Raw genomic sequence first — 22943 nt, 5'->3', positions numbered from 1 at the left:
CCGCCCGCCGGCTACGGCACCTTGTACGTCTCCCCGTACACCCGCCACTCCAGTGGCGTGTGCAGGTCGAGATTGCCGTCGTAGAGGAACGCGCGCTGGGCCGTGTCGACGCGCGAGGTGTCGATGGTGGCCTTCTTGGTCTTCATGGCCTTGCGGCGGATGTCCAGGAAGATGTCGAGGTAGTTCTTCTCGCTGCCACCCTCGGAAGGGGTGTCCGCCTCGTTCATGGCACGCTCGCGCAGTCCGTAGAAGCCGCTGGGCCCGGTGCCGGGGCCGTGGAAGACCATCGCGTCGTAGTAGACGAACTGGCCCAGCGTCCCCAGCCCGTCGAGCTTGGCGAGCCGGACGGCCGGGCCGAAGTAGACGCGGTCGCGCTCCTTGTCCTGCGCCGTGCGGAACGCCGGGACCTTCGCCTCCGCCTTCCAGGCCGCGGTGAACCCCGGGTCCAGGCCCTCGTGGGAGTCCGTGCCGTCGACCTCCCGCAGCGCGGGCAGGTACCTCGCCAGGCCGTTGGCCGGGTGGGCCTTGGTGTAGCGCTCGACCAGGGTCAGCAGATCGTGGGTGCCGGTACAGAAACCGACGATGCCCGCGGTGTAGCCCTGCCCGTCGCCGATGTCCTCGATGTATCCGTAGGCGGACCGCCAGTCCAGCGTGGAGTTCTCGGCGCTCGCCACGAGCCGCTGCGCCAGCTCCTTCTTCGCGGGCGCGGCCAGCCCCGGCGGGGCGTCGGCGATGACCTCCGCATCCTCCGACCGCTCCGACTCGGCCCGCGCCTTGGCGTCCTGCCGGGCCTGCTGGGCCGTCGAGACGCCCTTGCCCTCCGCGGAACCGGACTGGCCGGGACCGACGGCGTACACCACGGCCGTGACCACCACCGGTACGGCCGTGAACAGCAGAATTCCGGCTTTCCTCATGCGGCCGCACCTTCCACGGGACCCGACAGCTCGGCGAGGACCAGCGTGCGCCACCCCAGCGCCGGACCGCCCCGGTGCTGGTCCACGGGCCGCATGTCGCGGCCCGGGCGGCGGCCCCTGACCCGGTCCGCGGCGTCCGCCCCGAAGATCGCGCCGGACCCGCCGGCCGCCGGTACGTTCAGCCCGATCAGCGCACCCGTCACCAGCGACACCGCGCTGAACCGGCCGCCGAACACGGTCCGCGCCTGCCGGATCGTCCGCACGCCCTCCTTCCCGCACTGGTGGCCTACGGCCGCCTCGCGCACGCGGGAGGGGCGTATGTAACGGTCGCTGCGGGCGCAGCGGAGGCAGCACTCCACCTGTGGATGGCGGAAGCGGGTGCTCACGGCGGACTCGGCGGCCACGGCCGGCTCCTCGAAGGAAGGAAAGAAACGGAATGAGCCGGTGGGGGCGGCGGCCACCAAAATATCCGACCGCTGTGACAGCGGCGACCGAAGGGGCGGCATCACATAGGCTCGGCCCCTTGGACAGCCAAGGGGGGACCATGGCCGCGATCAGTCTGCGCAAGGTGGAGGAGACCGCACCCGCGCTCGTCGGCGCCTACCGCTCGGCCGGGGTGTCCCTGCGCAAGCACGGCCTGGACGGGCTGCGGGCCGCCGTCTACCTCGTGGTCGACTACTCCGGTTCGATGAGGCCGTACTACGACGACGGCAGTGTGCAGGCCCTCGCCGACCGGGTGCTGGGCCTGTCGGCGCACCTGGACGACGACGGCCGCGTGCCGGTGGTGTTCTTCTCCACCGATGTCGACGCGGTCGCCGACATCGCCCTCGACCGTCACGAAGGCCGCATCGGGCGGATCGCCGCCGGGCTCGGGCATATGGGCAAGACGAGCTACCACCTGGCGATGGACGCCGTCATCGACCACTACCTCGACAGCGGCGCCACCGACCCCGCCCTGGTCGTCTTCCAGACCGACGGTGGTCCGGTCAACAGGCTCGCCGCCGAGCGTTACGTCTGCAAGGCGGCCAAGCTCCCGTTGTTCTGGCAGTTCGTCGGCTTCGGGGACCCGGGCAGCCGGCAGTTCGAGTTCCTGCGCAGACTGGACGAGCTGGCGGTGCCCGGCAAGCGGATCGTGGACAACGCCGGCTTCTTCCACGCCGGCGAGAACCCGCGCCGCGTCACCGACGCCGAGTTGTACGACCGTCTCGTCGGCGAGTTCCCCAGCTGGCTGACGGCGGCACGCGCCGCGGGGATCGTAGGGGTCAGCCAGGTCTGAGGGCCTCCGCGAGGAACAGGTCCCGGCATTCCTGGGGTGTGCCCCACGCCGTGCGCAGAGCGCGGGCCTTGGTCAGCCACAGGGACAGGTCGTACTCCGCCGTGTACCCGATCGCGCCGTGCAGGTGCAGCGCCGTACGGGCGGTGGCGTACGCCGCCTCGCAGGCCCTGAGCTTGGCGGCCGCCACGTCCGCCGGGCGCATCGACAGGGCCGCGCCGAAGAGCAGGGGGCGGGCGAACTCCAGGGCGGTCCTCATGTCGGCCAGGCGGTGCTTGACCGCCTGGAAGGAGCCGACGGGGACGCCGAACTGGGTGCGCCGCGCGACGTGGGTGACGGTCCGGTCGAGGAGCGCGAGTCCGGCGCCGAGGGCCTGGGCGGCGGTGGCCAGCCGCGCCCAGGTGAGCGCGGGGGCGCGGGGCGGGGTGGCGGTCAGGAGTTCGCCGCCCGGGGCGAGCGGGGTCAGCCGGCGGGCAGGGTCGAGGGAGCGGCGCACGGGGCCGGGGGCCGCTGCCGACAGGTAAAGGCCCTTGGACGCCGGGAGCAGGTGGAGGGTGGCCGCGTCGGCGTCGAGGGCGTATCCCGTGGGTGCCGCGACGGTCGCGATGTCGGTGCCGGCCGCGAGTCCGGGCAGGAAGCGCTCGGCCGGCGCGGGTTCGCCGAGGAGTACGGCCGCCACGATTGTCTCCACCAGCGGCCCCGGTACCGCGTGGCGTCCCAGCTCGACGAAGGCCACGGCCAGCTCCACCGGACGGGGCCCCATCCCCCCGTACTCCTGCGGCACCGCGAGCCCGAACACCCCGGCCTCCGCGATCCGTGACCACAACGCGCGCCCGCCGGCGTGGTCGCCGCGGCCCCAGTCCCGGGCCACCGCCGGAGTGTCCGCGGCCGTCAGCATCGCGCGCAGCGAGCCGGCGAAGGCGCGCTGCTCGGCGTCGAGGAGGAAGCGCATCAACGGCGTCCCTTCGGCAGACCGAGCAGCCGCTCGGCGATGATGTCGCGCTGGATCTCGTTCGTCCCCGCGTAGATCGGCCCGGCGAGCGCGAAGACATACCCCTCGGACCAGGCGGAGTCCGCCGACTCGCCCTCCGCGCCCAGCAGGTCGAGCGCCGTCTCGTGCAGCGCGAGGTCCAGCTCGGACCAGAACACCTTGTTCATGCTGGACTCCGGGCCGGGCCGGGCGCCGTCGAGGAATCGGGAGGCGGCCGCGTAGGTGAACAGCTGGTGGGCGCGGGCGTCGATCAGGGCGTCGGCCACCCTTTCCCGTGCGTGTCCCGGACAGCCCTTGGCCCGCCAGAGGCCGAGCAGCCGGTCCGCGGAGGCGAGGAAGCGGCCCGGGGAGCGCAGGGTGAGCCCGCGCTCGTTGCCCGCGGTGGACATCGCGATCCGCCACCCCTGCCCGGGGTCGCCGATCACGTCCTCGTCCGGCACGAACACATCGTCCAGGAACAGCTCCGCGAAGGCGGGTCTCCCGTCGAGACGGCCGATCGGGCGGACGGTGACGCCGGGTGCCCGCAGATCGAACATCAGGTACGTGAGTCCCTGGTGCGGTTTCCCCGCCGCGGGATCGCTGCGGAACAGCCCGAAGGCCCGGTCCGCGAAGGCCGCCCGCGAGGACCACGTCTTCTGTCCGCTCACCCGCCAGCCACCGTCCGCCCGTACCGCCCTGGAGGTGAGCGAGGCCAGGTCGGAGCCGGCCTCCGGCTCCGACCATGCCTGCGCCCAGACCACCTCGCCGGAGGCCATCGGCGGCAGCACGCGCGCGCGTTGCTCCTCCGTGCCGTGGTCGAAGAGCGTCGGCGCGAGCAGGCCGATGCCGTTCTGGCCGACCCGGCCCGGTGCGCCCGCCGCCCAGTACTCCTCCTCGAAGACCAGCCAGCGCAGCAGCCCGGCGTCCCGGCCGCCGTACCTCTCCGGCCACGACACCACCGACCAGCGGTCCGCGGCCAGTTCGGCCTCCCACGCGCGGTGTGCCGCGAAGCCCTCCGCCGTCTCCAGGGACGGCAGCGGGGTGTGCGGCACGTGCGCCTCCAGCCAGGCCCGGGCCTCGGCGCGGAACTCCTCGTCGGCCTCGGAGTGGGTCAGGTCCACGGTCCCCGTCACCGTCCTTCCCTAACAAGTGTTTGGTAGGTTAGCGTGACCCTATGACAGGCGTCGAGAGCCCGGCCTACGTACCGGGGCACGGACTGCTGCAGGGGCGCACCGCCGTCATCACCGCCGCGGCCGGTGCCGGCATCGGCGGGGCGACCGCGCGCCGGTTCCTGGAGGAGGGCGCGCGCGTGCTCATCAGCGACGCCCACACGCGCCGGCTGAAGGAGCACGAGGCCGAACTGGGCCGGGAGTTCCCGGGCGCGGTGGCCGCCGTACCGTGCGACGTCACCGTAGAAGCGCAGGTGCGGGCGCTGTTCGAAGCGGCCGTGGCCGAGCACGGACGGCTGGACGTCGTCGTCAACAACGCGGGGCTCGGTGGTACTTCGGCGCTCGTCGACATGACCGACGAGCAGTGGACCCGCGTCCTGGACGTCACCCTGAACGGCACCTTCCGGTGCACGCGTGCGGCCCTGCGCGCCATGCGGGAGACCGGCGGCGGGGTGATCGTCAACAACGCCTCCGTCGCCGGCTGGCGCGCCCAGGCCGGTCAGGCGCACTACGCCGCCGCCAAGGCCGGGGTGATGGCGCTGACCCGGTGCGCGGCGATCGAGGCCGCCGCGTACGGCGTGCGGGTCAACGCGGTCGCCCCCAGCCTCGCCATGCACCCGCACCTGGTGAAGGTCACCTCCGCCGAACTGCTCGCGGAACTCACCGCGCGGGAGGCCTTCGGGCGGTACGCGGAGCCCTGGGAGGTGGCCAACGTGATCGTCTTCCTGGCGTCCGGCTACTCCTCGTACATGACGGGCGAGGTCATCGCCGTCAGCAGCCGGCATCCCTGACGACCGGGGCAGACACAATGGGTGCGTGCCGACCAAGAAGAAGCCCCAGGTGACCGCGGCTGCCGCCCGGCGCGGCGAACTCCTCAGCACCGCTGCCGAGGTCTTCGCCGAGCACGGGTACAACGCCACCACCGTCCGCAAGATCGCCGACCACGCCGGGATGCTGGCGGGCAGCCTCTACTACCACTTCGACTCCAAGGAGTCGATGCTCGAGGAGATCCTGCGCACCTTCCTCGACGAGTTGTGGGACGGCTACGACACCGTCCTCGCCTCCGGACTCGGCCCCCGCGAGACGCTGCAGGCCCTGGTCACCGAGTCCTTCCGGGAGATCGACCGGCACCGGGCCGCCGTCGCGATCTACCAGAAGGAGAGCAGGCAGCTCGTGGACCAGGACCGGTTCGCGTTCCTCGCCGAGTCCCAGCGCCGGTTCGAGAGGGCATGGCTGTCCACGCTGGAACGCGGTGTGGCCGAGCGGGTCTTCCGCGCCGACCTGGACGTGCGGCTCACCTACCGGTTCGTGCGGGACACCGTGTGGGTCGCCGCCTCCTGGTACCGGCCGGGCGGACAGCACAGCCCCGAGGAGATCGCCCGCCAGTACCTGTCGATGGTGCTGGACGGGATCGCCATACGCGAAGAGCAGAGCGGACAGACCGGATAACGCCCCGTTCAGCCGAGGGAGTCGCCATGGCCGAGGCCTACATAGTCGAAGCGGTCCGTACGCCCGTCGGGCGGCGTGGGGGAGGGCTCGGCGCGGTCCACCCGGCCGACCTGGGCGCGCATGTGCTCACCACGCTGCTGGAGCGGGCCGGGATCGACCCGGCCGCCGTGGAGGACGTGGTCTTCGGCTGTCTGGACGCGGTGGGGCCGCAGGCCGGGGACGTCGCCCGCACCTGCTGGCTGGCTGCCGGACTGCCCGAGGAGGTGCCGGGTGTGACCGTCGACCGGCAGTGCGGTTCCTCCCAGCAGGCCGTGCACTTCGCCGCGCAGGCCGTGCTCTCCGGCACCCAGGACCTGGTGATCGCGGGCGGGGTGCAGAACATGTCCCAGATCCCCATCGCCTTCGCCTCCCGGCAGGCCGCCGCCCCGCTCGGCCTGACCGAGGGCCCCTTCCTCGGCAGCACCGGCTGGCGTGCCCGGTACGGCGACCAGCCCGTCAACCAGTTCGCCGGCGCCGAGATGATCGCCGCCCGGTGGGGCATCAGCCGTGAGGACCAGGAGGAGTTCGCCCTGCGCTCGCACCGGCGGGCGATCTGGGCGATCGACACCGGCCGCTTCGAACGCGAGACCGTCCCCTATGGCGAGGTCACCGTGGACGAGGGCCCACGCCGGGACACCTCCCTGGAGAAGATGGCCGCGCTCAAACCCGTCCTCGACGGCGGCACCGTCACCGCCGCCTGCTCCTCCCAGGTCTCCGACGGGGCCGCCGCCATGCTGCTCGCCTCCGAGCGGGCGGTAGGGGATCACGGGCTTCGCCCGCGCGCCCGCGTCCACCATCTCTCCGTGCGCGGCGAGGACCCCATCCGCATGCTCTCCGCCCCCATCCCGGCCACCGCGCACGCCCTGCGCCGGACCGGCCTGACCATCGACGCCATCGACCTGGTGGAGATCAACGAGGCCTTCGCGCCGGTCGTCCTCGCCTGGCTGAAGGAGACCGGCGCCGACCCCGACAAGGTCAACGTCAACGGCGGCGCGATCGCCCTCGGCCACCCTCTCGGCGCGACCGGCGTCCGGCTGATGACGACCCTGCTGCACGAACTGGAGCGCACCGGCGGCCGCTACGGCCTCCAGACCATGTGCGAGGGTGGCGGCCAGGCCAACGTGACGATCATCGAGCGGCTCTGAGCCCTCCCAGTGCCTCCAGCACCTCCTCCGCCTCCTTCACGATCCGCTCCACCAGCTCCGCGCACGACGGCAGGTCGTCGATCACACCGGCGACCTGCCCCGCCGCCATCAACCCGAGGTCCGTACGCCCGTCCACCAGCGCCGACTTGAGCAGCATCGGTGTGTTCGCGGCCAGCAGCACCTGGCTCCAGGACAACTCCTTTCCGTGCTTGAGCGCGACGCCGTCGCGGACCAGCTGACGCCAGGTGAGCCCCGACAGCCGCCGGAAACCGGCCGCTTCCCGGACCGCGCGGCCGAAGGCCCGTACGCGGCCCGACCGCTCCAGCGCGGCCACCAGCTCCGTGCGCAGCATCCGGTGCGGTAGGCCGTCCACCGCCCGGGTCACCGTGACGTCCCGGACCGTCGCCGCCAGATACCTGGCCTTCACCGCGTCCGGCACCGTCGAGTCGGAGGTGAGCAGGAACCGCGTGCCCATCGCCACCCCGGCCGCCCCGTACGCCAGCGCCGCCACCAGCCCCCGCCCGTCGCAGAAACCGCCCGCCGCCACCACCGGTATCCGTACCGCGTCCACCACCTGCGGCAGCAGCACGGTGGTCGCGACCTCCCCGGTGTGCCCGCCGCCCTCACCGCCCTGCACGATCACCGCGTCCGCCCCCCACGCCGCCACCTTCTCGGCGTGCCGCCGCGCTCCGACGGACGGGATGACCACCACACCCGCCTCCTTGAGCCGGTCGATCAGCTCACGCGAGGGCGCCAGGGCGAAGGAGGCCACCCGGACGCCCTCCTCCAGCATGATCCGTACCCGGTCACCCGCATCGCCCGCGTCGGCCCGGAGGTTCACCCCGAACGGCGCGCCGGTACGGGACCGGACCTCCCGGATCGCGTCGCGCAGCTGATCGAGCGTCATCGTCGCGGAGGCCAGGATGCCGAGGGCGCCCGCGTTCGCCGTCGCCGAGACCAGACGCGGTCCGGCCACCCAGCCCATCCCGGTCTGCACCAGCGGATGGCGGACCCCGGTCAGCCGGGTGAGCGCGGTCTCCATCAGCCCCTCACCCCCTGCGGCACCTCGCGCGCGCGTACCCCGCCCGGGTCCAGCACCTCCCGGATCAGCCGCAGCTCCTCGGCCTCGGGCTCCCGGGTGTACGGCACCTCGTCCGGTACGGCGAGCGCGAACCCCGTCGCCTCCCGCACCTGCTCCACGCCCACCCCCGGGTGCAGCGAGGCCAGCCGCATCGACCGGTCCGGCGTCGCGAAGTCGAAGACGCCGAGGTCGGAGACGACCCGGACGACGCGGTGGAAGCGGGCCGTGCCGCCAAGCCCCGCCGCTCGGTCGTACCCCACCCCGCACACCATGTCCACCCGCTCCACGAACACCCGCCGCGAATGCCTGGGGATCCAGTAACTGGTCGGATTGTTCAGCGTGTTGAGGGGCGCCCCGCGCACACCGAGCAGCTGCCGGCGGGGGTGCGCCCAGTCGCCCACGCAGGAGATGTTCTGGTTGCCGTACCGGTCGATCTGACTCGCGCCCATCATCACGTGCCGCCGCCCGCCCGCCACCAGTGCCAGATGCTGCCGGTACGGCAGCCAGCCCTCGGGCGTCCCGTCCGGGCGGACCAGCAGTGCCTCGCCGTCGGTCAGCAGCAGGTCCGGCGCGAAGGTGAGCCGGGCCAGCCGTGCGCCGAGCGAGGGGATCGGGCCCATCGGGCTCGCCAGGATCTCCCCGGCACCCCGCCAGGCCTCGGCGCAGGCGAGGACGCAGTACTCGGCCCGGGTGACGCTCATCGCCCCTGCTCCTTCCGCCAGTCCCGTACCGCCGCCTGGTAAGCGGCCTCCTCCCGGCCGAGGAACCGCTCGGCGAACTCCGGCCACGGCGTGGACGCGTAGTACCGCTGGAATTCCTCGTCCCTGCCGTGGTCCGGCGCACAGGACGTGAAGTGGGCGCCGTTCGGCGCCTCCACCACACCGGTCACGGCGAGCCGTTTGAGGAGCAGCGACTGGGGGGCCGCCTCCCTGGTCAGCTCGGCCGTGTCCACGATCCGTTCGCAGGAGACGTAGGCCGCGTCCGCGGCCTCGCAGAACAGGTCGTCGAAGTACGGGTCCGGCCCCAGGAACTGGCCGTTGCCGAGCCGGTCGGCACGGTTGACATGCACCAGGGCCGCGTCCATCCGCAGGGCCGGCATGGCGACGAACGTCTCCCCGTCCGCGTACGGCGACGTCACCGTCCGCAGGCCGGGGCCGGCCCGCATGACGTCCGAGCCGATCCCGGCCCGCACCGGCAGGAAGGGCAGCCGGTACGCCGCCGCCTGCAGGCCCCACAGGAACATGCCCTCGTCGACCTCCCTCAGCGCGAGGCCGCCGCGCTCGCGCGCCGCCCGGTAGTGCGGTTCCAGCGGGATCGAGTCGAGCGTGACGAAGGCCGTGACCAGCTGGCGGATCCGGCCGGCCGCGGCCAGCATGCCGACGTCCGGGCCGCCGTACGAGACGACCGTGAGATCGTCGATCTGGGACCGCAGCAGCGCCCGGACCAGGGCCATCGGCTTGCGGCGGGACCCCCAGCCGCCGATGCCGAGCGTCATGCCGCTCTCCAGCCGTGCGACCACCTCGTCGGCGGTCATCGTCTTGTCGCCCACCTACGTCCCCTCCTTCCCGAACGTGTCGCGGACCCGGTCGGCCAGCCCGCTGAGACCGGCCTCGAACGTGAAGCCCTGCTCGAAGCGGTAACTGCGGCGCACGTCGACCGGATCGATCCCGTTGATGGCGGCCTTGGCCATGCGCAGCAGCCGTCCGTCCTTGGCGGCGATCTCCCGGGCCAGCTCCATCGCCGCCGCCCGTAGGTCCGTACGCGGCACCACGCGCCAGACCGAGCCGTGACGGTGCAGCTCGGCGGCGCTCGCCGTGCGCCCGGTGTAGTACAGGGCCCGCATCAGGTGCTGCGGGACCAGTCGCGCCAGATGGGTCGCGGCACCCAGTGCGCCCCGGTCCAGCTCCGGCAGTCCGAAGGTCGCGTCCTCGCTCGCCACGATCGCGTCCGCGTTTCCCACCAGGCCTATCCCGCCGCCCAGACAGAAGCCCTGCACCGCCGCGACGACGGGCGTCGCGCACTCGTAGACCGCGGCGAAGGCCTCGGCACAGCCCTCGTTGACGCCGATCAGGGCCCGCTGCCCGTCCGTCCGTATCTCCTTGATGTCCACGCCCGCGTTGAATCCGCGCCCCTCGGCGGCCAGCACCACGCACCGGATCTCCGGGTCGTGGCCCGCCGCGCGCACGGCTTCGGCCAGCGCGAACCATCCGGCCACCGGCAGCGCGTTCACCGGCGGGAAGTCGACCGTGACGAGCGAAATCCCGTTTTCCGGGGACGAGGTGGAGACACCCATGGACGCATCAGCTACCTTCGCACTCAACGCCTTTCCACCAAACATTTGTTAGGTGTGAGGCTTTGAAGCTAGCAGTCGGCGAAGACGAGCGGGAGGGCCTGTGGACAACTCGACGGCGCACCCTGTGGACAACTCGCTGCACGGCCGGACCGTCGTCGTCACCGGCGGCACCCGGGGGGTCGGCGCAGGGATCGCTCGGGCCTTCGCCGAGGCCGGCGCCCAGGTCCTGGCCTGCGCCCGCAGGCCTCCCGAACGGCCCCTGGCGGGCGTCGAGTTCATCCCACTCGATCTGCGTGACCCGCCCGCCGTCCGCGCTTGCTTCGCCGCACTGCCCCGCCTCGACGTGCTCGTCAACAACGCCGGCGGCACGCCGTACCGGCTGCTGGCGGACGCCGACGCCGAACGGCACGCGAAGGTGGTCGAGTTGAACCTGATCACCCCGCTGACCGCGTCCCTCGCGGCGTACGAGCACCTGCGGCGCAACCGCGGCTCGATCGTGATGGTCGGCAGCGTCAGCGGCGGCCGTCCCTCGCCCGGTTCGGCCGCGTACGGCGCGGCCAAGGCGGGCCTCGCGAACCTGGCCGCCTCCATGGCCGTGGAGTGGGCGCCGGAGGTCCGCGTCAACACGCTCGTGGTCGGCATGGTCCGCACCGAACCGGCCCACCTGCACTACGGCGGCCCCGACGGCCTCGCCGCCGTCTCCCGCACCGTCCCGCTCGGCCGGCTGGCCGCCCCCGCCGACGTCGGCGCCGCCGCCGTCTTCCTCGCCTGCGACGCGGCCGGCTACATCAGCGGGGCGAGCCTGCAGGTGCACGGGGGCGGGGAGCGGCCGGCGTTCCTGGCGGCCGCGACCGCCGGCGGGGACGTGCGGACGGACTGCGCGGACGCGGCTGCCACGCGCGGGGGCCTTCCGCGGACCACGGCCGCCGGCCAGGAATCGCCGGGTGCCTCACCTGTCCCTGAGGAGCGCTGAGATGAGCGGAATCTGCGAGGGCCGGGTCGTCGTCGTCACCGGAGCCGGTCGCGGGCTCGGCCGCGCCCATGCCCTCGCCTTCGCGGCCGAGGGGGCGCGGGTCGTCGTCAATGATCTCGGTGTCGGACCGGACGGGACGCCGGGCGGGGAGAACCCGGCGGACGCCGTCGTGGCCGAGATCCGGGCCATCGGCGGTGAGGCGGTCGCGCACGGCGGTGACATCGCCACCGGCACGGGTGCCGCATCCCTGATCCGGACCGCCCTGGAGGTGTACGGCCGGCTCGACACCCTGGTCGGCAACGCCGGCTTCCTGCGCGACCGGATGCTGGTCAACCTCGACGAGCACGACTGGGACGCCGTGATCCGAGTCCATCTCAAGGGCCACTTCCTGCCCTTGAGGCACGCCGCCGCGCACTGGCGGGCCGAGGCCAAGGCGGGGCGCACGCCGGCGGCCCGGGTCGTCCACACCAGTAGCGGGGCCGGTCTGCTGGGCTCGGTCGGACAGGGCAACTACAGCGCGGCCAAGGCCGGGATCATCGGTCTCACCCTGGTCGCGGCGGCCGAACTGGCCCGCTACGGCGTCCAGGTCAACGCCGTCGCCCCCGCCGCCCGCACCCGCATGACGGAACGCGCCTTCGCCGAGACCATGGCGGTACCGGCCGCCGGTTTCGACGCCATGGCACCCGAGAACGTCTCCCCGCTCGTGGTCTGGCTCGGGTCGGCCGCCAGCGCGGGTGTGACCGGCCGGGTGTTCGAGGCGGAGGGCGGCCGGATCACCGTCATGGAGGGCTGGCGGCCCGGCCCCACCGCCGACAAGGGGGCGCGGTGGACACCGGCCGAGGCGGGCGAGGCGGCCCGCGGACTGCTGGCGACCGCGGAGCCGCCCGGGCCCGTCTACGGCGCGTAGCCGCGGGGGTCCGCCGGTCGGCCGGCTGCCGTGAGTGCCGTAGGTATCCCTGCGCGAGCCGCGGGCGCCGCTCACCTCGAGCGCTGGGGGCGGCGGGGTCGGCGCGGTGTTCTCCGGGGCCGTGGGGGGAGGGGCTGAGCGGGGCGCTCGCCGAGTCGATGCCGTGGGTTGTGGGGGCGTTCGCGGTGTGCGCGGTGTCGTGTGCGGCGCTCCCTCGGCGGGCGGTGCCGGAACACCTCGGCTGACCCACCGGCCCACCTGGGGCGGAGCCCCCAGCGAGGTGCCGTGAACCTACGTGTCGCACTCCAGTACCGTCCGGCACAGCCCGCACCGCGCGCGGACGCGTCCCCGTACCGGCACCCTGATCCGCTGGTGGCAGGTCGGGCAGGGGAAGGAGACGCGGAGGTGGCCGGAGGGATCGGGGGTGAAGGCGTAAGGGACCGCCGGCTGGACACCGGAGGCGTGCCGGCGGTCGTGGGCGTAACGGCGCCGCCCCGCCCAGCCGGCCGCGGCCAGCGGTGGCTGCTGCTCGTCCCGGCGCGCCCGGGCCATGCCCTTGGCGTAGGCGGTGTAGGCCTGCGGGCTGGTGAACCACACGGAGGGGTCCTCGTGGAAGAGCAGCGCCCGCTTGGCCAGGACGTAGCCGAACTCCTCCGGGGTGAGATAGCCGAGCTTCTGGGAGGAGACCCCGTCCTCCCGGTAGGCGTCCAGCAGCAGCCAGCCCGCGCCCAGGTAGGTCGTCACCGTGTCCGTGAGGATCTCGTTCTCCGCCGTGGTGGGGAAGACGAGGTCCAGGCGGTGCAGATAGACGTGGGCCACCTCGTGGGCGAGGGCCGCGCCGATGTCGGCGCGGTGGGTGCGGAAACGGTCGTTCAGTTCGACGAAGTACTCGGGACCCGCCGTCAGTTCGACGTTCGCCGCATGCGTCATCTCCCGGAAGCCGACGATCAGCCGGGCATCCGGCAGCCGGAAGTGCCGCACGATCTCGCGGGCCACGCGGTGCGCGCCCAGATGCAGGTCGTCGGTGTCGCAGAAGGTCACGTCGGCGGGGGCCACGCTGGCCGAGAAGGTCTGGACGGTGTCGTAGGACAGGCGCTTGTAGAGCGCCGTGACGGCGGCCCGCACCGTCTCCAGATGCGGGTAGCCGTGCTCGACCGGTCCGCCGTTCGCCACATCCGCACCCCCGAAGACGCCGGAACCCCTCTCCACTGTAGGCGGGGCACGCGGCCGGCGTGCGCTGACGGGCGGCCGGTCACACGGGCAGCAGGCGGGGCGCCGGCCGGTCCGGGCCGGTCTCCTGCAGCTCCAGCAGCCACAGCTCGTTCTCGCCCTCCCGCAGCACCGGCCCGGGGACGTACAGGGACCGCTGGGGGCCGACCGACCAGTAGCGGCCCAGGTTGCAGCCGTTGATCCAGACGAAGCCGCGCGTCCAGCCGGGCAGCGTGAGCCGGGCGTCCCCGGCCCCGCGGACGGTGAGCGTGCCCCGGTACAGCCCCGGAGCGCCCTCCTCGGGCAGCGCGCGGAAGGGCACCGGCCCGACACCGTCGGCGAAGGCGTCCAGGTCCAGCCCACGCGCGCGTACCCCGTGGAGGTACTGCCGCTCGTGCAGGATGCCACCGGTGACGCCCTTCGCCTCGCCGGAGCACGGCCCGTAGTTCACCCTCCCCAGGGACTCCACCCACAGCTCCACACGCGCGGGGCCCGCGACGGGCTCCTTCAGCCGCGGCTCCTCCTCGGTGAGCACCCCGGCCCGCTCACCGTCCACGTACACCGTCGCCAGGTCCCGCAGCCCGCGCACGGTCAGCGGGTACGGCTGCCGCGGCCCCGGCACGTCCACCGCGTAGCGCACGAGGCCCCGGGTGATCCCCAGATCCTCGAAGGCGGGCGGCACCGGGGTCACGGTCTCCGCGCCGCCCAGCGCCTCCAGTACGTCACCCAGGGGCGCCCATGCGGTCAGCGCGGCCTCGGCCGGAGCACCCAGGGCGGCGGGCCGCGGCGGGAGTCCGGGCAGCGGGCCGCCGCGGTGTCCGGCCAGCACTTCCCGGAAACGCCAGAACTTCTCCGTCGGGCGGCCGTACTCGTCCACCGGAGCGTCGTAGTCGTACGACGTCACGTCCGGCTCCAGCGGGCCCTCGTGCAGCTCGCCGCCACCACGGTTGGCGCCCGCCCAGCCCGCGAAACTCGTGCCGCCGTGCGCCATGTAGAGGTTCACCGACGCCCCGCACTCCAGGATCTCCCGCAGCGCCTCGGCGGCCTCACCGGGATCCCGTACGACGTGCTCGCCGGCCCAGTGGTCGAACCAGCCGCACCAGAACTCCATGCACATCAGCGGGCCCTCCGGGCGGTGGCGGCGCAGGGTCTCGAAGGCCACGCGCGCGTGGGAGCCGAAGTTCACCGTGGCGAGCACACCCGGCAGCGAGCCGCCGGTCAGCATGTGGTCCTCGGGGCCGTCCGAGGTGAACAGCGGCACCGTGACCCCCTCGGCGCGCAGCAGGCCGGCCAGCTCCGCCAGGTAGCCGGTGTCACTGCCGTAACTGCCGTACTCGTTCTCGACCTGCACCATGAGCACCGGGCCGCCGCGGTCGATCTGCCGGGGCACGATCTCGTGCAGCAGATGGCGGAACCAGTTCCGCACATGGAACAGATAGCGCTCGTCCCGGGTACGCGCGCGTGTGCCCAGCTCGCCCGTCAGCCACGCCGGCAGCCCGCCGTTCTCCCACTCGGCGCAGATGTAGGGACCCGGCCGCACGATCGCCCACAGGCCCGCCTCGCGGACCGTGTCCAGGAACCGGCCGACCGCCTGCACGTCCCGGTGGCGCCCCGGGCCCGGCTGGTGCAGGTTCCAAGGAACGTACGTCTCCACACAGTTCAGGCCCATCGCCCGCAGCATCGCCAGCCGGTGCCGCCACTGCGCCTCGTGCACCCGGAAGTAGTGCAGCGCCCCGGACAGCAGCCGTACCGGCCGCCCGTCCAGCAGGAACTCCGATCCCCCCACCGTGAACTCACCCATGCACCCGCCCCGCCCCGGCCTGGCTCATGCGCCCGCCCCACCCCTGACCTCGCTCATGCGTCCCAGCCTCACCCCTGGCGGCGCCCCCTCGCCATGGACGAGGATCGGCGCTGCTTGGACAAAAGTCCGCCACCGCCGATGCCGGGAGGAGCACCGATGTACCAGACCTGGATGCGGTTCTTCAGCCCCGGACCCGCCCATCACCGCCTCGGCCTGGTCTGCCTCGGCGTCGGCCTCCAGCACGGCGCGCTGCCCACGGTCGGCCCGCGCACCCTCGACCACCACGTGGCCGTCGTGGTCAGCTCGGGCGGCGGCTGGTACCGGGGCGGCGACGGCCGCCGTACGACCGTCACCTCGCCCGCCCTGCTGTGGCTCACCCCCGGTGTGCCCCACCACTACGCGCCCGATCCGGGCACCGGCTGGGACGAGGGCTTCGTCGACTTCGCCGGGCCCGCCACCCCCACGTACACCGAACTCGGCTACATCGAACCCGAACGGCCCGTCGTTCCGCTCCGCGACGCCTCCGCCCCGCGCGCGGTCATCGCCCGCATCGCCCGCGCCGCCCGCGGCGGCAACCCCCTGCTGGAGGTGGAGACCGGGGCCGCCGTGCACGAACTCCTCGTCGCCCTGCGCCGCGCCCGCGCCGACCTCGCCCCCGACGGCGTCCAGGTGCTCGAGGCCCTGGCCCGGGACGCCTGCACCCCGATGAGCGTCGCCGACCACGCCGCCCGGCACGGCATGACCACCGCGGAGCTGCGCGGCGCGGTGCGCCGGGCCGCGGGGTGCAGCCCCAAGGACTACCTCCTCGGCATCCGCCTCGGACGCGCAAAGGAACTCCTCGCCGCCACCGAGCTGCCGGTCGCGGCCGTCGCCCGCCGCGTCGGCTACGACGACCCCGCCTACTTCTCCCGGCTGTTCACCCGCCGCGTGGGCCTCGCCCCCGTCCGCTTCCGCGCCCAGCAGGGCCGCAGCGTCCCCGGCGGCTGGAGCGACCGCGTCCCCGACCCCGGCGATCCGCCGATGATCCAGTCTCCGGACACCCCGTAGGCGCGGCCCGGTGACCGCATAGGGTGGGCGCCCATGACCACCAGCAACACCGGCACCGGTGACGTGGACCCCGAGGTCCGCCAGGAACTGGAGCGGCTGCGCGACAGCATCGACAACATCGACGCGGCCGTCGTCCACATGCTCGCCGAGCGTTTCAAGGCCACCCAGCAGGTCGGCAGGCTCAAGGCGCTGCACCAGCTGCCGCCCGCCGACCCGGCGCGCGAGGCCCGGCAGATCGAGCGGCTGCGCAGCCTCGCCGAGAGCGCCAAGCTCGATCCGGCGTTCGCCGAGAAGTTCCTGAACTTCATTATCGCCGAGGTGATCCGCCACCACGAGCGCATCGCCGAGGACACCAACGGGCGCTGAGCCGCCGAGGACACCGGACGCTGAGCCGGGGGCGATGGGCCGACCGCCGGGGGAGGGGGCGCGGACCGGATATAAGCCGTGTACCGGTCCGCCCCTGTGCGCTGTCGGTCCCATCAGGCAGCATGGCCTGCATGTCCGTACTCACGCGCGATGAGGCGCAGCTCCGAGCACAGTTCCTCGACGTCCACCGCTACACGGTCGAACTGGACCTCACCACCGGTGAGGAGACCTTCGGCTCCCGCACCGTCATCCGGTTCACCACACGGTCCGACGGGGAGACGTTCGTCGAGCTCAAGCCCGCCGAGCTGCGCGGGGTCACGCTGGACGGACGGCCCCTCGATCCGGAGACGCTGCACGACGGCCGGCTGCCGCTGAAGAACCTCACCGCCGGCGAGCACGAGCTGCGCGTCGACGCGGTCATGCGCTACTCCCGCACCGGAGAGGGCATGCACCGCTTCACCGACCCCAGCGACGGCGAGACGTACGCCTACACGCAACTGTTCATGGACGACGTCCAGCGGGTCTACGCCGCCTTCGACCAGCCCGACCTGAAGGCCGTCTTCGAGATCTCCGTGAAGGCGCCCGAGGGCTGGACCGTCCTCGCCAACGGCATCACGGAGCAGCGCGGCGACGGAGTCTGGCAGGCCGCGCCCACTCCGCCGATCTCCACCTACCTCGCCGCCGTCGCCGCGGGCCCCTGGCACTCGGTGCGCACCGAGCACCGGGGACTGCCCTTCGCCCTCCACTGCCGCCGCTCCCTCGCGCCCTACCTCGACGCCGACGCGGACGAGATCCTCGACATCACGCGCGCGTGCTTCGACCGCTACCACGAGAAGTTCGAGGAGCCGTACCCCTTCGACTCCTACGACCAGGCCTTCGTGCCCGAGTTCAACGCGGGCGCCATGGAGAACCCGGGCCTGGTCACCTTCCGCGACGACTTCGTCTACCGCTCCGCCGTCACCGACACCGAGCGGCAGACCCGCGCCATGGTCATCGCGCACGAGATGGCCCACATGTGGTTCGGCGACCTCGTCACCCTCAAGTGGTGGGACGACATCTGGCTGAACGAGTCCTTCGCCGAGTACATGGGCTACCAGACCACCGCGGAGGCCACCCGGTTCACCGATCCCTGGACGGAGTTCGGTGTCACCCGCAAGGCCTGGGGCTACGACGCCGACCAACGGCCCACCACCCACCCGGTCGCCCCGGAAGCCGTCGACGACACGGCCTCGGCGCTGCTCAACTTCGACGGCATCTCCTACGCCAAGGGCGCCTCCGCGCTGCGCCAGCTGGCCGCCTGGCTCGGCGAGAAGGACTTCCTCGCCGGTATCAACACCCACTTCGCCCGGCACAAGTTCGGCAACGCCACCCTCGCCGACTTCATCGACTCCCTCGCCTCGGCCACCGACCGCGACGTCCACGCCTGGGCCGACGACTGGCTGCGCACCACCGGTGTCGACACGCTCACGCCCGTGGTCGCCTCCGCCGACGGCACCCGCACGCTGACCGTCGGCCGCGCGGGCAGCCGCCCGCACCGCCTCACCGCCGGCCTGTACGACCACGACGTCGCCGACGAGGGCCGGCTGGTGCTGCGCGAGCGACTGGACCTCGACGTCCCGCAGGCCGCCCCCCACCCCATCGGCAAGCGTCCCGCGCTGCTCCTGCTCAACGACGGCGACCTCACCTACGCCAAGGTCCGCTTCGACGACGGCTCCTTCGAGGCGCTCCGCACGTCCTTGTCCGGCCTGCCCGACCCACTCACCCGCGCGGTCGTCTGGAACGCCCTCAGGGACGCCGTGCGTGACGGCGAACTCCCGCCCACCGTCTACCTGGCGACGGCCCGCACCCACCTCCCGCACGAGACCGACCTGGCCGTCGTCCAGGGCGTCCTCGCCTTCGCCTCCGGGCAGATCGCCGACCAGTACCTGAGGGCCGAGGACCGCCCGGCCGCCCTGGCCACGCTGACATCGCTCTGCCGCGACCTGCTGCGGCGCACGGAGGACGGCGACAACCCGGGCCTGCGCCTCATCGCCGTACGGCACCTGATCGGCGTGGCCGCCCACCCGGACGCCCTCGCCGCCTGGCTCGCCGACGGCATGGTCCCCGGCGGGCCGGAACTCGACCCCGAACTGCGCTGGCGCATCCTCGGCCGGCTCGCCGTGCTCGGTGCCACCGACGAGGCCGCCATCGCCGCCGAGCTGGAGCGTGACCCGAGCGCCACCGGTCAGGAGGGCGCCGCCCGCTGCCGTGCCGCCCTGCCCGAACCGGAGGCCAAGGCCGCGGCCTGGGCGGCGATGTTCGCCGGTGACGACCTGTCCAACTACCTCTTCACGGCCACCGCGCAGGGATTCTGGCAACCCGAACAGGCCGAGCTGGTACGGGAGTACGTGCCGCGCTTCTACGAGGACGCCGTCGCGGTCGCCGCCCGCCGCGGCCCCGCCATCGCCGTCGCCGCCGGCCGCTGGGCGTTCCCGGCGCATGCCGTGGACACCGAGAACCTGCGCCTCGGCGAGGCCTGCCTGCGCGACGCCGACCTCACCCCGGCCCTGCGCCGCACCCTCGCCGACCGCCTCGACGACCTGGCCCGCGCCCTCCGCGTGCGCGGCGAGCGGGCCGAGCACGGGCAGGACAGGGAGGACAAGGAGGACAGGGAGGACAGGGAGGACAGGCAGGCACAAGGGGCATAGGCCCCGCCCCGGGGCGCGGCTGCTCTCTGCCGACTCGGCGGGCCCAGCCGCCCCCGCCCCCACTGCGATCTGAAGAAGACGGCCTAGCCTTCGGCGGGCCGCAGTATCGCTCGCCGTAGCCTTCCATCGCGTGGACCCGGTCGTCGGCCGGCGCCGGCCGACTGCGCCGGTGTGTCGGTGTCCAGGGTGAAACCGAACCGTCGCAGAAAACGTTCGCCGGGGAGCCAGCCGGGCGGGACCGTGACCGTCACCACCGAGGTGCCCTCGGCGCGGGCCAGCAGGGACGTGGCCAGGGCCCGGCCGAGGCCCCGCCCGCGCGCCCAGGGTGCCAGCAGGAACAGGCCCACCGCCACCGCCCCACGGTCCGGATGGTTCCGCACGGCGTCCACCACACCCGCCACCACCCCGTCCCGCTCCAGCACCAGCAGCACCTTGTCGTCGGGGTCCGCGCCCTCCGGCAGCGCGTAGAACAGGCTCTGCACGTCCCCCGGCCCCGACGGCAGCCCCGTCGCCGCCACGAACCAGTCCTCGCACTCCTCGAACAGCGTGAGCAGCGGCCCCTCGTCCGCCGGGCCGAGTTCGCGCACCAGCACCCGCTCACCGGGAACATCGATCATCCACGCGTCAACCATCCGACCGACGTTAGCGCGCGCGGCCACCTCCCCAACACGTTTTCCCCGTACGGCAGTACCCACTTTCGGGTACTGATCGCCGGGCTTCCGGGACGCGTGGCCCCCTTCCCGTACAAGCTGGAAGTCCCCGGACGGAAACGTCCGTACAGAGGCCTCCGAACACCGTCCTCGCGCCCCGGAGGAGGGCCCATGAGCACGCCGCCTCCCCTCGCTTCAGGACCCGACGGCCCCGACGCGCTGCGGTCGCTCCTCGGCACCGTCCTCGACGCGCTCGCGGCCGGTGGCCGGGCGCGCGGCGGGCCGCTGCCCGCCGGCGGCCCGGAGGCCGTCGCCGCCCGCGTCGCCGACGCCGTCGGGGACGTCCTGCCGGACGACGGCGACCCCGACGCCCTGCGGGCCCTCGTGCACGTCCTCGCCGAGGGCGCCGCCGACCCCGCCGACCCGCTGTGCGCGGCCCATCTGCACTGCCCGCCGCTCGCCGTGGCGGCCGCCGCCGACCTGGCCGCGAGCGCCCTCAACCCCTCCTTGGACTCCTGGGACCAGGCCCCGGCCGCCTCCGCCCTGGAAGCCGCGGTCACCCGTGCCCTCGCCCACGCGGCCGGACTCGCCGACGCACTGGTCACCACCGGCGGCACCGAGTCCAACCAGCTCGCCCTGCTGCTCGCCCGCGAGGCGTACGGCGGCCGCGTCCAACTGGTCTGCGGTGCCAACGCCCACCACTCCCTGCCCCGCGCCGCCTGGCTGCTCGGCCTGCCCGACCCGGTCGTCGTCCCCGCGCCGCGCGGCACCCTCGACCCGGCCGTCCTGCACGAGACCCTCACCGCCCTGCCCGGTCCGCTGCTGGTCGCCGCCACCGCCGGCACCACCGACGCGGGCCTCATCGACCCGTTGCCCGAGATCGCCGGGCTGTGCACCGCCCACGGCGCCCGCCTGCACGTCGACGCCGCCTACGGCGGAGGCCTCCTCTTCAGCGACCGGCACCACGACAAGCTCGCCGGACTCGAAGCCGCCCACACCGTCACCCTCGACCTGCACAAGCTCGGCTGGCAGCCGGTCGCCGCGGGCCTCCTCGCCGTCGCCCGCCCCCGTGAACTCGCCGCACTCCACCAGCGCGCCGACTACCTGAACGCCGACGACGACACCGAGGCCGGATTCCCCGACCTGCTCGGCCGCTCCCTGCGCACCACCCGCCGCCCCGACATCCTCAAGACCGCGGTCACGCTGAAGACCCTCGGGCGCACCGGACTCGGTGCCCTGGTCGACCAGGTCTGCGTCCGCGCCCGTGAGTTCGCCGCGCTCGTCCAGGAGCACCCGGGCTTCGAGCTGTACGGCCGGCCGGTCATCAGCACGGTCCTGTTCCGGCCCGCCGAGGCCGACGACGCCGCCGTGGCCACCGTACGCCGCAGGCTGCTGCACGAGGGCCGGGCCGTCCTCGGCCGCGCCCGGCTCGACGGCCGCCTGTGGCTCAAGGCCACGTTCCTCAACCCCCGAACCCGGCCGGACGAACTGGCCCAGCTCCTGAAACTCGCAGAAGGAACGACCCCCAGATGACCAACCCCCCACGCCCCGAGCCCGCGTCCCCCCGCGATCTGGTCGGCATCGGCATCGGACCGTGCAACCTCTCGCTCGCCGCCCTCGCCCACCCGCTCGCCGAACTCGACGCCGTCTTCTACGAACAGCGCCCCGGTTTCGACTGGCACCCGGGCCTGCTCATCGAGGGCGCCACCATCCAAGTGCCGTTCCTGGCGGACCTGGTGACGCTCGCCGATCCCACCAGTCCCTGGAGCTTCCTGAACTACCTCAGGACCCGCGAGCGGCTCTTCCCCTTCTACTTCGCCGAGCGCTTCCACATCCAGCGCGCCGAGTACGACGCCTACTGCCGCTGGGTCGCGCAGCACCTCCCCGCGCTGCGCTTCCGTCACCAGGTCGACGCCGTCCGCTGGAACCGCGAACGGGACGCGTTCGAGGTCGACTTCACCCAGCTCGACGGCGACGGCGAGGCCGAGGCCCTCGGCCGTACCTACACCCGCAACATCGTCCTCGGTGTCGGCACCACCCCCTACGTGCCTGATCCGCTCAGGCCCCTGGTGGACGCGCCCGGCGTGCCCGTCCTCCACGCCGCCGACTACCTCGACCACCGCGACGCGGTCCTCGCCGCCGAGCACGTCACCGTCGTCGGCTCCGGGCAGTCCGGCGCCGAGGTCTTTCTCGACCTGCTACGGCACCGCCCCGCCGGCCGCGAGAAGCTGCACTGGATCGGCCGTACCGAGGCGTTCGCGCCGATGGAGTACTCCAAGCTCGGCCTGGAGCACTTCACGCCCGACTACACCCGCTACTTCCACGCCCTCGCCGAGCCGGTCCGCGACCGGCTGGTGACCGCCCAGTGGCAGCTGCACAAGGGCATCGACGCCGGCACGCTCGCCGCCATCCACGACGAGCTGTACCGGCGCACCCTGGACGGCGGCTGGCCCGACGCCGTCCTCACCCCCGGCGTCCGCGTCCGCACCGCCGGCCGGATCGCGACCACCCAGGTCGAACTCCACCTGGAGCACCTCCAGCAGGGCAGCCGCTCCCGGCTCACCACCGACGCGGTCGTCCTCGCCACCGGCTACCGCGAACGCCCCCTCGGCCGCATCCTCGCCGGACTCGACCCCTATCTGCGCCGCGACGGCAGCGAACGCCCGCGCGTCGACGGGGAGTTCCGGCTCGTCCTCGACCCCTCGGTCACCGGCTCGGTGTACGTCCAGAACGCCGAACTGCACACCCACGGCGTCGGCGCCCCCGATCTCGGCCTCGCCGCCTGGCGCAGCGCCACCATCCTCAACTCGCTCACCGGAAGGGAGCCGTACCCGCTGCCCGTCCGATCGGCCTTCACCACCTTCGGGCTTCAGGAGCCCGGGGCCCGGATGCCGCAGGCCAGGCAGGCGAAGCAGCTCACTCCGCTTGTCGAGGAAAGGTGATGAACCGGCAAGGCCGGAAGAAGCCGGC

Annotated in this window: 21 protein-coding genes and 1 pseudogene; 11 read left to right on the top strand and 11 right to left on the bottom strand. The window is 73.3% G+C overall.

Features of this window, described 5'->3' with window-relative positions:
• Positions 1-11 precede the first annotated feature (11 nt).
• Together ABZ079_RS18820 and ABZ079_RS18815 are read right to left on the bottom strand one after the other, a co-directional pair.
• Positions 12-914 (bottom strand): chitosanase, encoded by a 903-nt coding sequence (locus ABZ079_RS18820; RefSeq protein ID WP_356940539.1) that lies wholly within the window; start codon positions 912-914, stop codon positions 12-14.
• Between the two features lie 167 nt (positions 915-1081).
• A pseudogene (locus ABZ079_RS18815) lies at positions 1082-1318 on the bottom strand (rhomboid family intramembrane serine protease); the annotation flags it as partial.
• Between the two features lie 140 nt (positions 1319-1458).
• Between ABZ079_RS18815 and ABZ079_RS18810 the strand changes: the two are divergent.
• Positions 1459-2190 carry a VWA domain-containing protein gene (locus ABZ079_RS18810; protein WP_356940538.1) on the top strand — a complete coding sequence of 244 codons (732 nt, stop codon included), beginning with the start codon at positions 1459-1461 and terminating at the stop codon, positions 2188-2190.
• Here ABZ079_RS18810 and ABZ079_RS18805 read toward each other — a convergent pair.
• Both ABZ079_RS18805 and ABZ079_RS18800 read right to left on the bottom strand, forming a co-directional pair.
• On the bottom strand, positions 2177-3139 hold the full coding sequence (locus tag ABZ079_RS18805; protein ID WP_356940537.1) for an acyl-CoA dehydrogenase family protein: 963 nt from the start codon (positions 3137-3139) through the stop codon (positions 2177-2179). The two genes, ABZ079_RS18810 and ABZ079_RS18805, sit on opposite strands and share 14 nt — an antisense overlap.
• A complete protein-coding gene (locus ABZ079_RS18800) occupies positions 3139-4278 on the bottom strand; it encodes an acyl-CoA dehydrogenase family protein (RefSeq protein WP_356940673.1) in 1140 nt (379 codons plus the stop codon). The genes ABZ079_RS18805 and ABZ079_RS18800 overlap by 1 nt, the downstream gene beginning before the upstream one ends.
• A gap of 53 nt (positions 4279-4331) precedes the next feature.
• Between ABZ079_RS18800 and ABZ079_RS18795 the strand changes: the two genes are divergently transcribed.
• Genes ABZ079_RS18795 through ABZ079_RS18785 form a run of 3 tightly spaced genes read left to right on the top strand, consistent with a single transcriptional unit; the run spans position 4332 to position 6959 of the window.
• Positions 4332-5117, top strand: coding sequence for an SDR family oxidoreductase (locus tag ABZ079_RS18795; protein WP_356940536.1), 786 nt, complete (start codon positions 4332-4334; stop codon positions 5115-5117).
• Positions 5118-5142: 25 nt separating this feature from the next.
• Positions 5143-5775 (top strand): TetR/AcrR family transcriptional regulator, encoded by a 633-nt coding sequence (locus tag ABZ079_RS18790; protein WP_356940535.1) that lies wholly within the window; start codon positions 5143-5145, stop codon positions 5773-5775.
• A 26-nt stretch (positions 5776-5801) separates the two neighbouring features.
• Positions 5802-6959: an acetyl-CoA C-acetyltransferase gene (locus ABZ079_RS18785; protein ID WP_356940534.1), complete on the top strand. Its 1158-nt coding sequence runs from the start codon at positions 5802-5804 to the stop codon at positions 6957-6959.
• Here the strand turns inward: ABZ079_RS18785 and ABZ079_RS18780 are convergent.
• Genes ABZ079_RS18780 through ABZ079_RS18765 form a run of 4 tightly spaced genes read right to left on the bottom strand, consistent with a single transcriptional unit; the run spans position 6943 to position 10333 of the window.
• Complete coding sequence (locus ABZ079_RS18780) at positions 6943-8001, bottom strand: nitronate monooxygenase (RefSeq protein ID WP_356940533.1); 1059 nt, start codon at positions 7999-8001, stop codon at positions 6943-6945. The genes ABZ079_RS18785 and ABZ079_RS18780 overlap by 17 nt on opposite strands.
• Positions 8001-8741, bottom strand: coding sequence for a CoA-transferase (locus ABZ079_RS18775; RefSeq protein WP_356940532.1), 741 nt, complete (start codon positions 8739-8741; stop codon positions 8001-8003). Before ABZ079_RS18775 ends, ABZ079_RS18780 begins: the two co-directional genes overlap by 1 nt.
• On the bottom strand, positions 8738-9589 hold the full coding sequence (locus ABZ079_RS18770; protein WP_356940531.1) for a CoA-transferase: 852 nt from the start codon (positions 9587-9589) through the stop codon (positions 8738-8740). Before ABZ079_RS18770 ends, ABZ079_RS18775 begins: the two co-directional genes overlap by 4 nt.
• Positions 9590-10333, bottom strand: coding sequence for an enoyl-CoA hydratase family protein (locus tag ABZ079_RS18765; RefSeq protein ID WP_356940530.1), 744 nt, complete (start codon positions 10331-10333; stop codon positions 9590-9592).
• 100 nt (positions 10334-10433) lie between these two features.
• On the opposite strand from ABZ079_RS18765, the gene ABZ079_RS18760 reads away from it, so the two are divergent.
• Both ABZ079_RS18760 and ABZ079_RS18755 read left to right on the top strand, forming a co-directional pair.
• The gene (locus tag ABZ079_RS18760; protein ID WP_356940529.1) at positions 10434-11306 is read left to right on the top strand and encodes an SDR family oxidoreductase; all 873 of its coding nucleotides are present in this window, start codon (positions 10434-10436) and stop codon (positions 11304-11306) included.
• A 1-nt stretch (position 11307) separates the two neighbouring features.
• The gene (locus ABZ079_RS18755) at positions 11308-12213 is read left to right on the top strand and encodes an SDR family oxidoreductase (RefSeq protein WP_356940528.1); all 906 of its coding nucleotides are present in this window, start codon (positions 11308-11310) and stop codon (positions 12211-12213) included.
• Positions 12214-12504: 291 nt separating this feature from the next.
• Here ABZ079_RS18755 and ABZ079_RS18750 read toward each other — a convergent pair whose 3' ends face one another.
• Both ABZ079_RS18750 and ABZ079_RS18745 read right to left on the bottom strand, forming a co-directional pair.
• Positions 12505-13386 (bottom strand): hypothetical protein, encoded by an 882-nt coding sequence (locus tag ABZ079_RS18750; protein WP_356940527.1) that lies wholly within the window; start codon positions 13384-13386, stop codon positions 12505-12507.
• A gap of 79 nt (positions 13387-13465) precedes the next feature.
• On the bottom strand, positions 13466-15223 hold the full coding sequence (locus ABZ079_RS18745; protein WP_356940526.1) for a beta-galactosidase family protein: 1758 nt from the start codon (positions 15221-15223) through the stop codon (positions 13466-13468).
• Positions 15224-15379: 156 nt separating this feature from the next.
• On the opposite strand from ABZ079_RS18745, the gene ABZ079_RS18740 reads away from it, so the two are divergent.
• The 3 genes from ABZ079_RS18740 to pepN all read left to right on the top strand — a co-directional run bounded on the left by ABZ079_RS18740 (position 15380) and on the right by pepN (position 19323).
• Positions 15380-16270, top strand: coding sequence for an AraC family transcriptional regulator (locus tag ABZ079_RS18740; RefSeq protein WP_356940525.1), 891 nt, complete (start codon positions 15380-15382; stop codon positions 16268-16270).
• Between the two features lie 33 nt (positions 16271-16303).
• A complete protein-coding gene (locus ABZ079_RS18735) occupies positions 16304-16636 on the top strand; it encodes a chorismate mutase (RefSeq protein WP_356940524.1) in 333 nt (110 codons plus the stop codon).
• A gap of 131 nt (positions 16637-16767) precedes the next feature.
• Complete coding sequence (pepN, locus tag ABZ079_RS18730) at positions 16768-19323, top strand: aminopeptidase N (protein ID WP_356940523.1); 2556 nt, start codon at positions 16768-16770, stop codon at positions 19321-19323.
• A gap of 83 nt (positions 19324-19406) precedes the next feature.
• Here the strand turns inward: pepN and ABZ079_RS18725 are convergent, their stop codons facing one another.
• Positions 19407-19955 carry a GNAT family N-acetyltransferase gene (locus ABZ079_RS18725; protein WP_356940522.1) on the bottom strand — a complete coding sequence of 183 codons (549 nt, stop codon included), beginning with the start codon at positions 19953-19955 and terminating at the stop codon, positions 19407-19409.
• A 189-nt stretch (positions 19956-20144) separates the two neighbouring features.
• On the opposite strand from ABZ079_RS18725, the gene ABZ079_RS18720 reads away from it, so the two are divergent.
• Together ABZ079_RS18720 and ABZ079_RS18715 are read left to right on the top strand one after the other, a co-directional pair.
• A complete protein-coding gene (locus ABZ079_RS18720) occupies positions 20145-21506 on the top strand; it encodes an aminotransferase class V-fold PLP-dependent enzyme (protein ID WP_356940521.1) in 1362 nt (453 codons plus the stop codon).
• The gene (locus tag ABZ079_RS18715; RefSeq protein ID WP_356940520.1) at positions 21503-22915 is read left to right on the top strand and encodes a SidA/IucD/PvdA family monooxygenase; all 1413 of its coding nucleotides are present in this window, start codon (positions 21503-21505) and stop codon (positions 22913-22915) included. The genes ABZ079_RS18720 and ABZ079_RS18715 overlap by 4 nt, the downstream gene beginning before the upstream one ends.
• Positions 22916-22943 lie beyond the last annotated feature (28 nt).

This window comes from Streptomyces sp. NPDC006314 (assembly GCF_040613075.1).
GTDB lineage: Bacteria > Actinomycetota > Actinomycetes > Streptomycetales > Streptomycetaceae > Streptomyces.
Note: the sequence above shows the minus strand (reverse complement) of the source record. Positions and strands in the feature narration are given on the sequence as shown.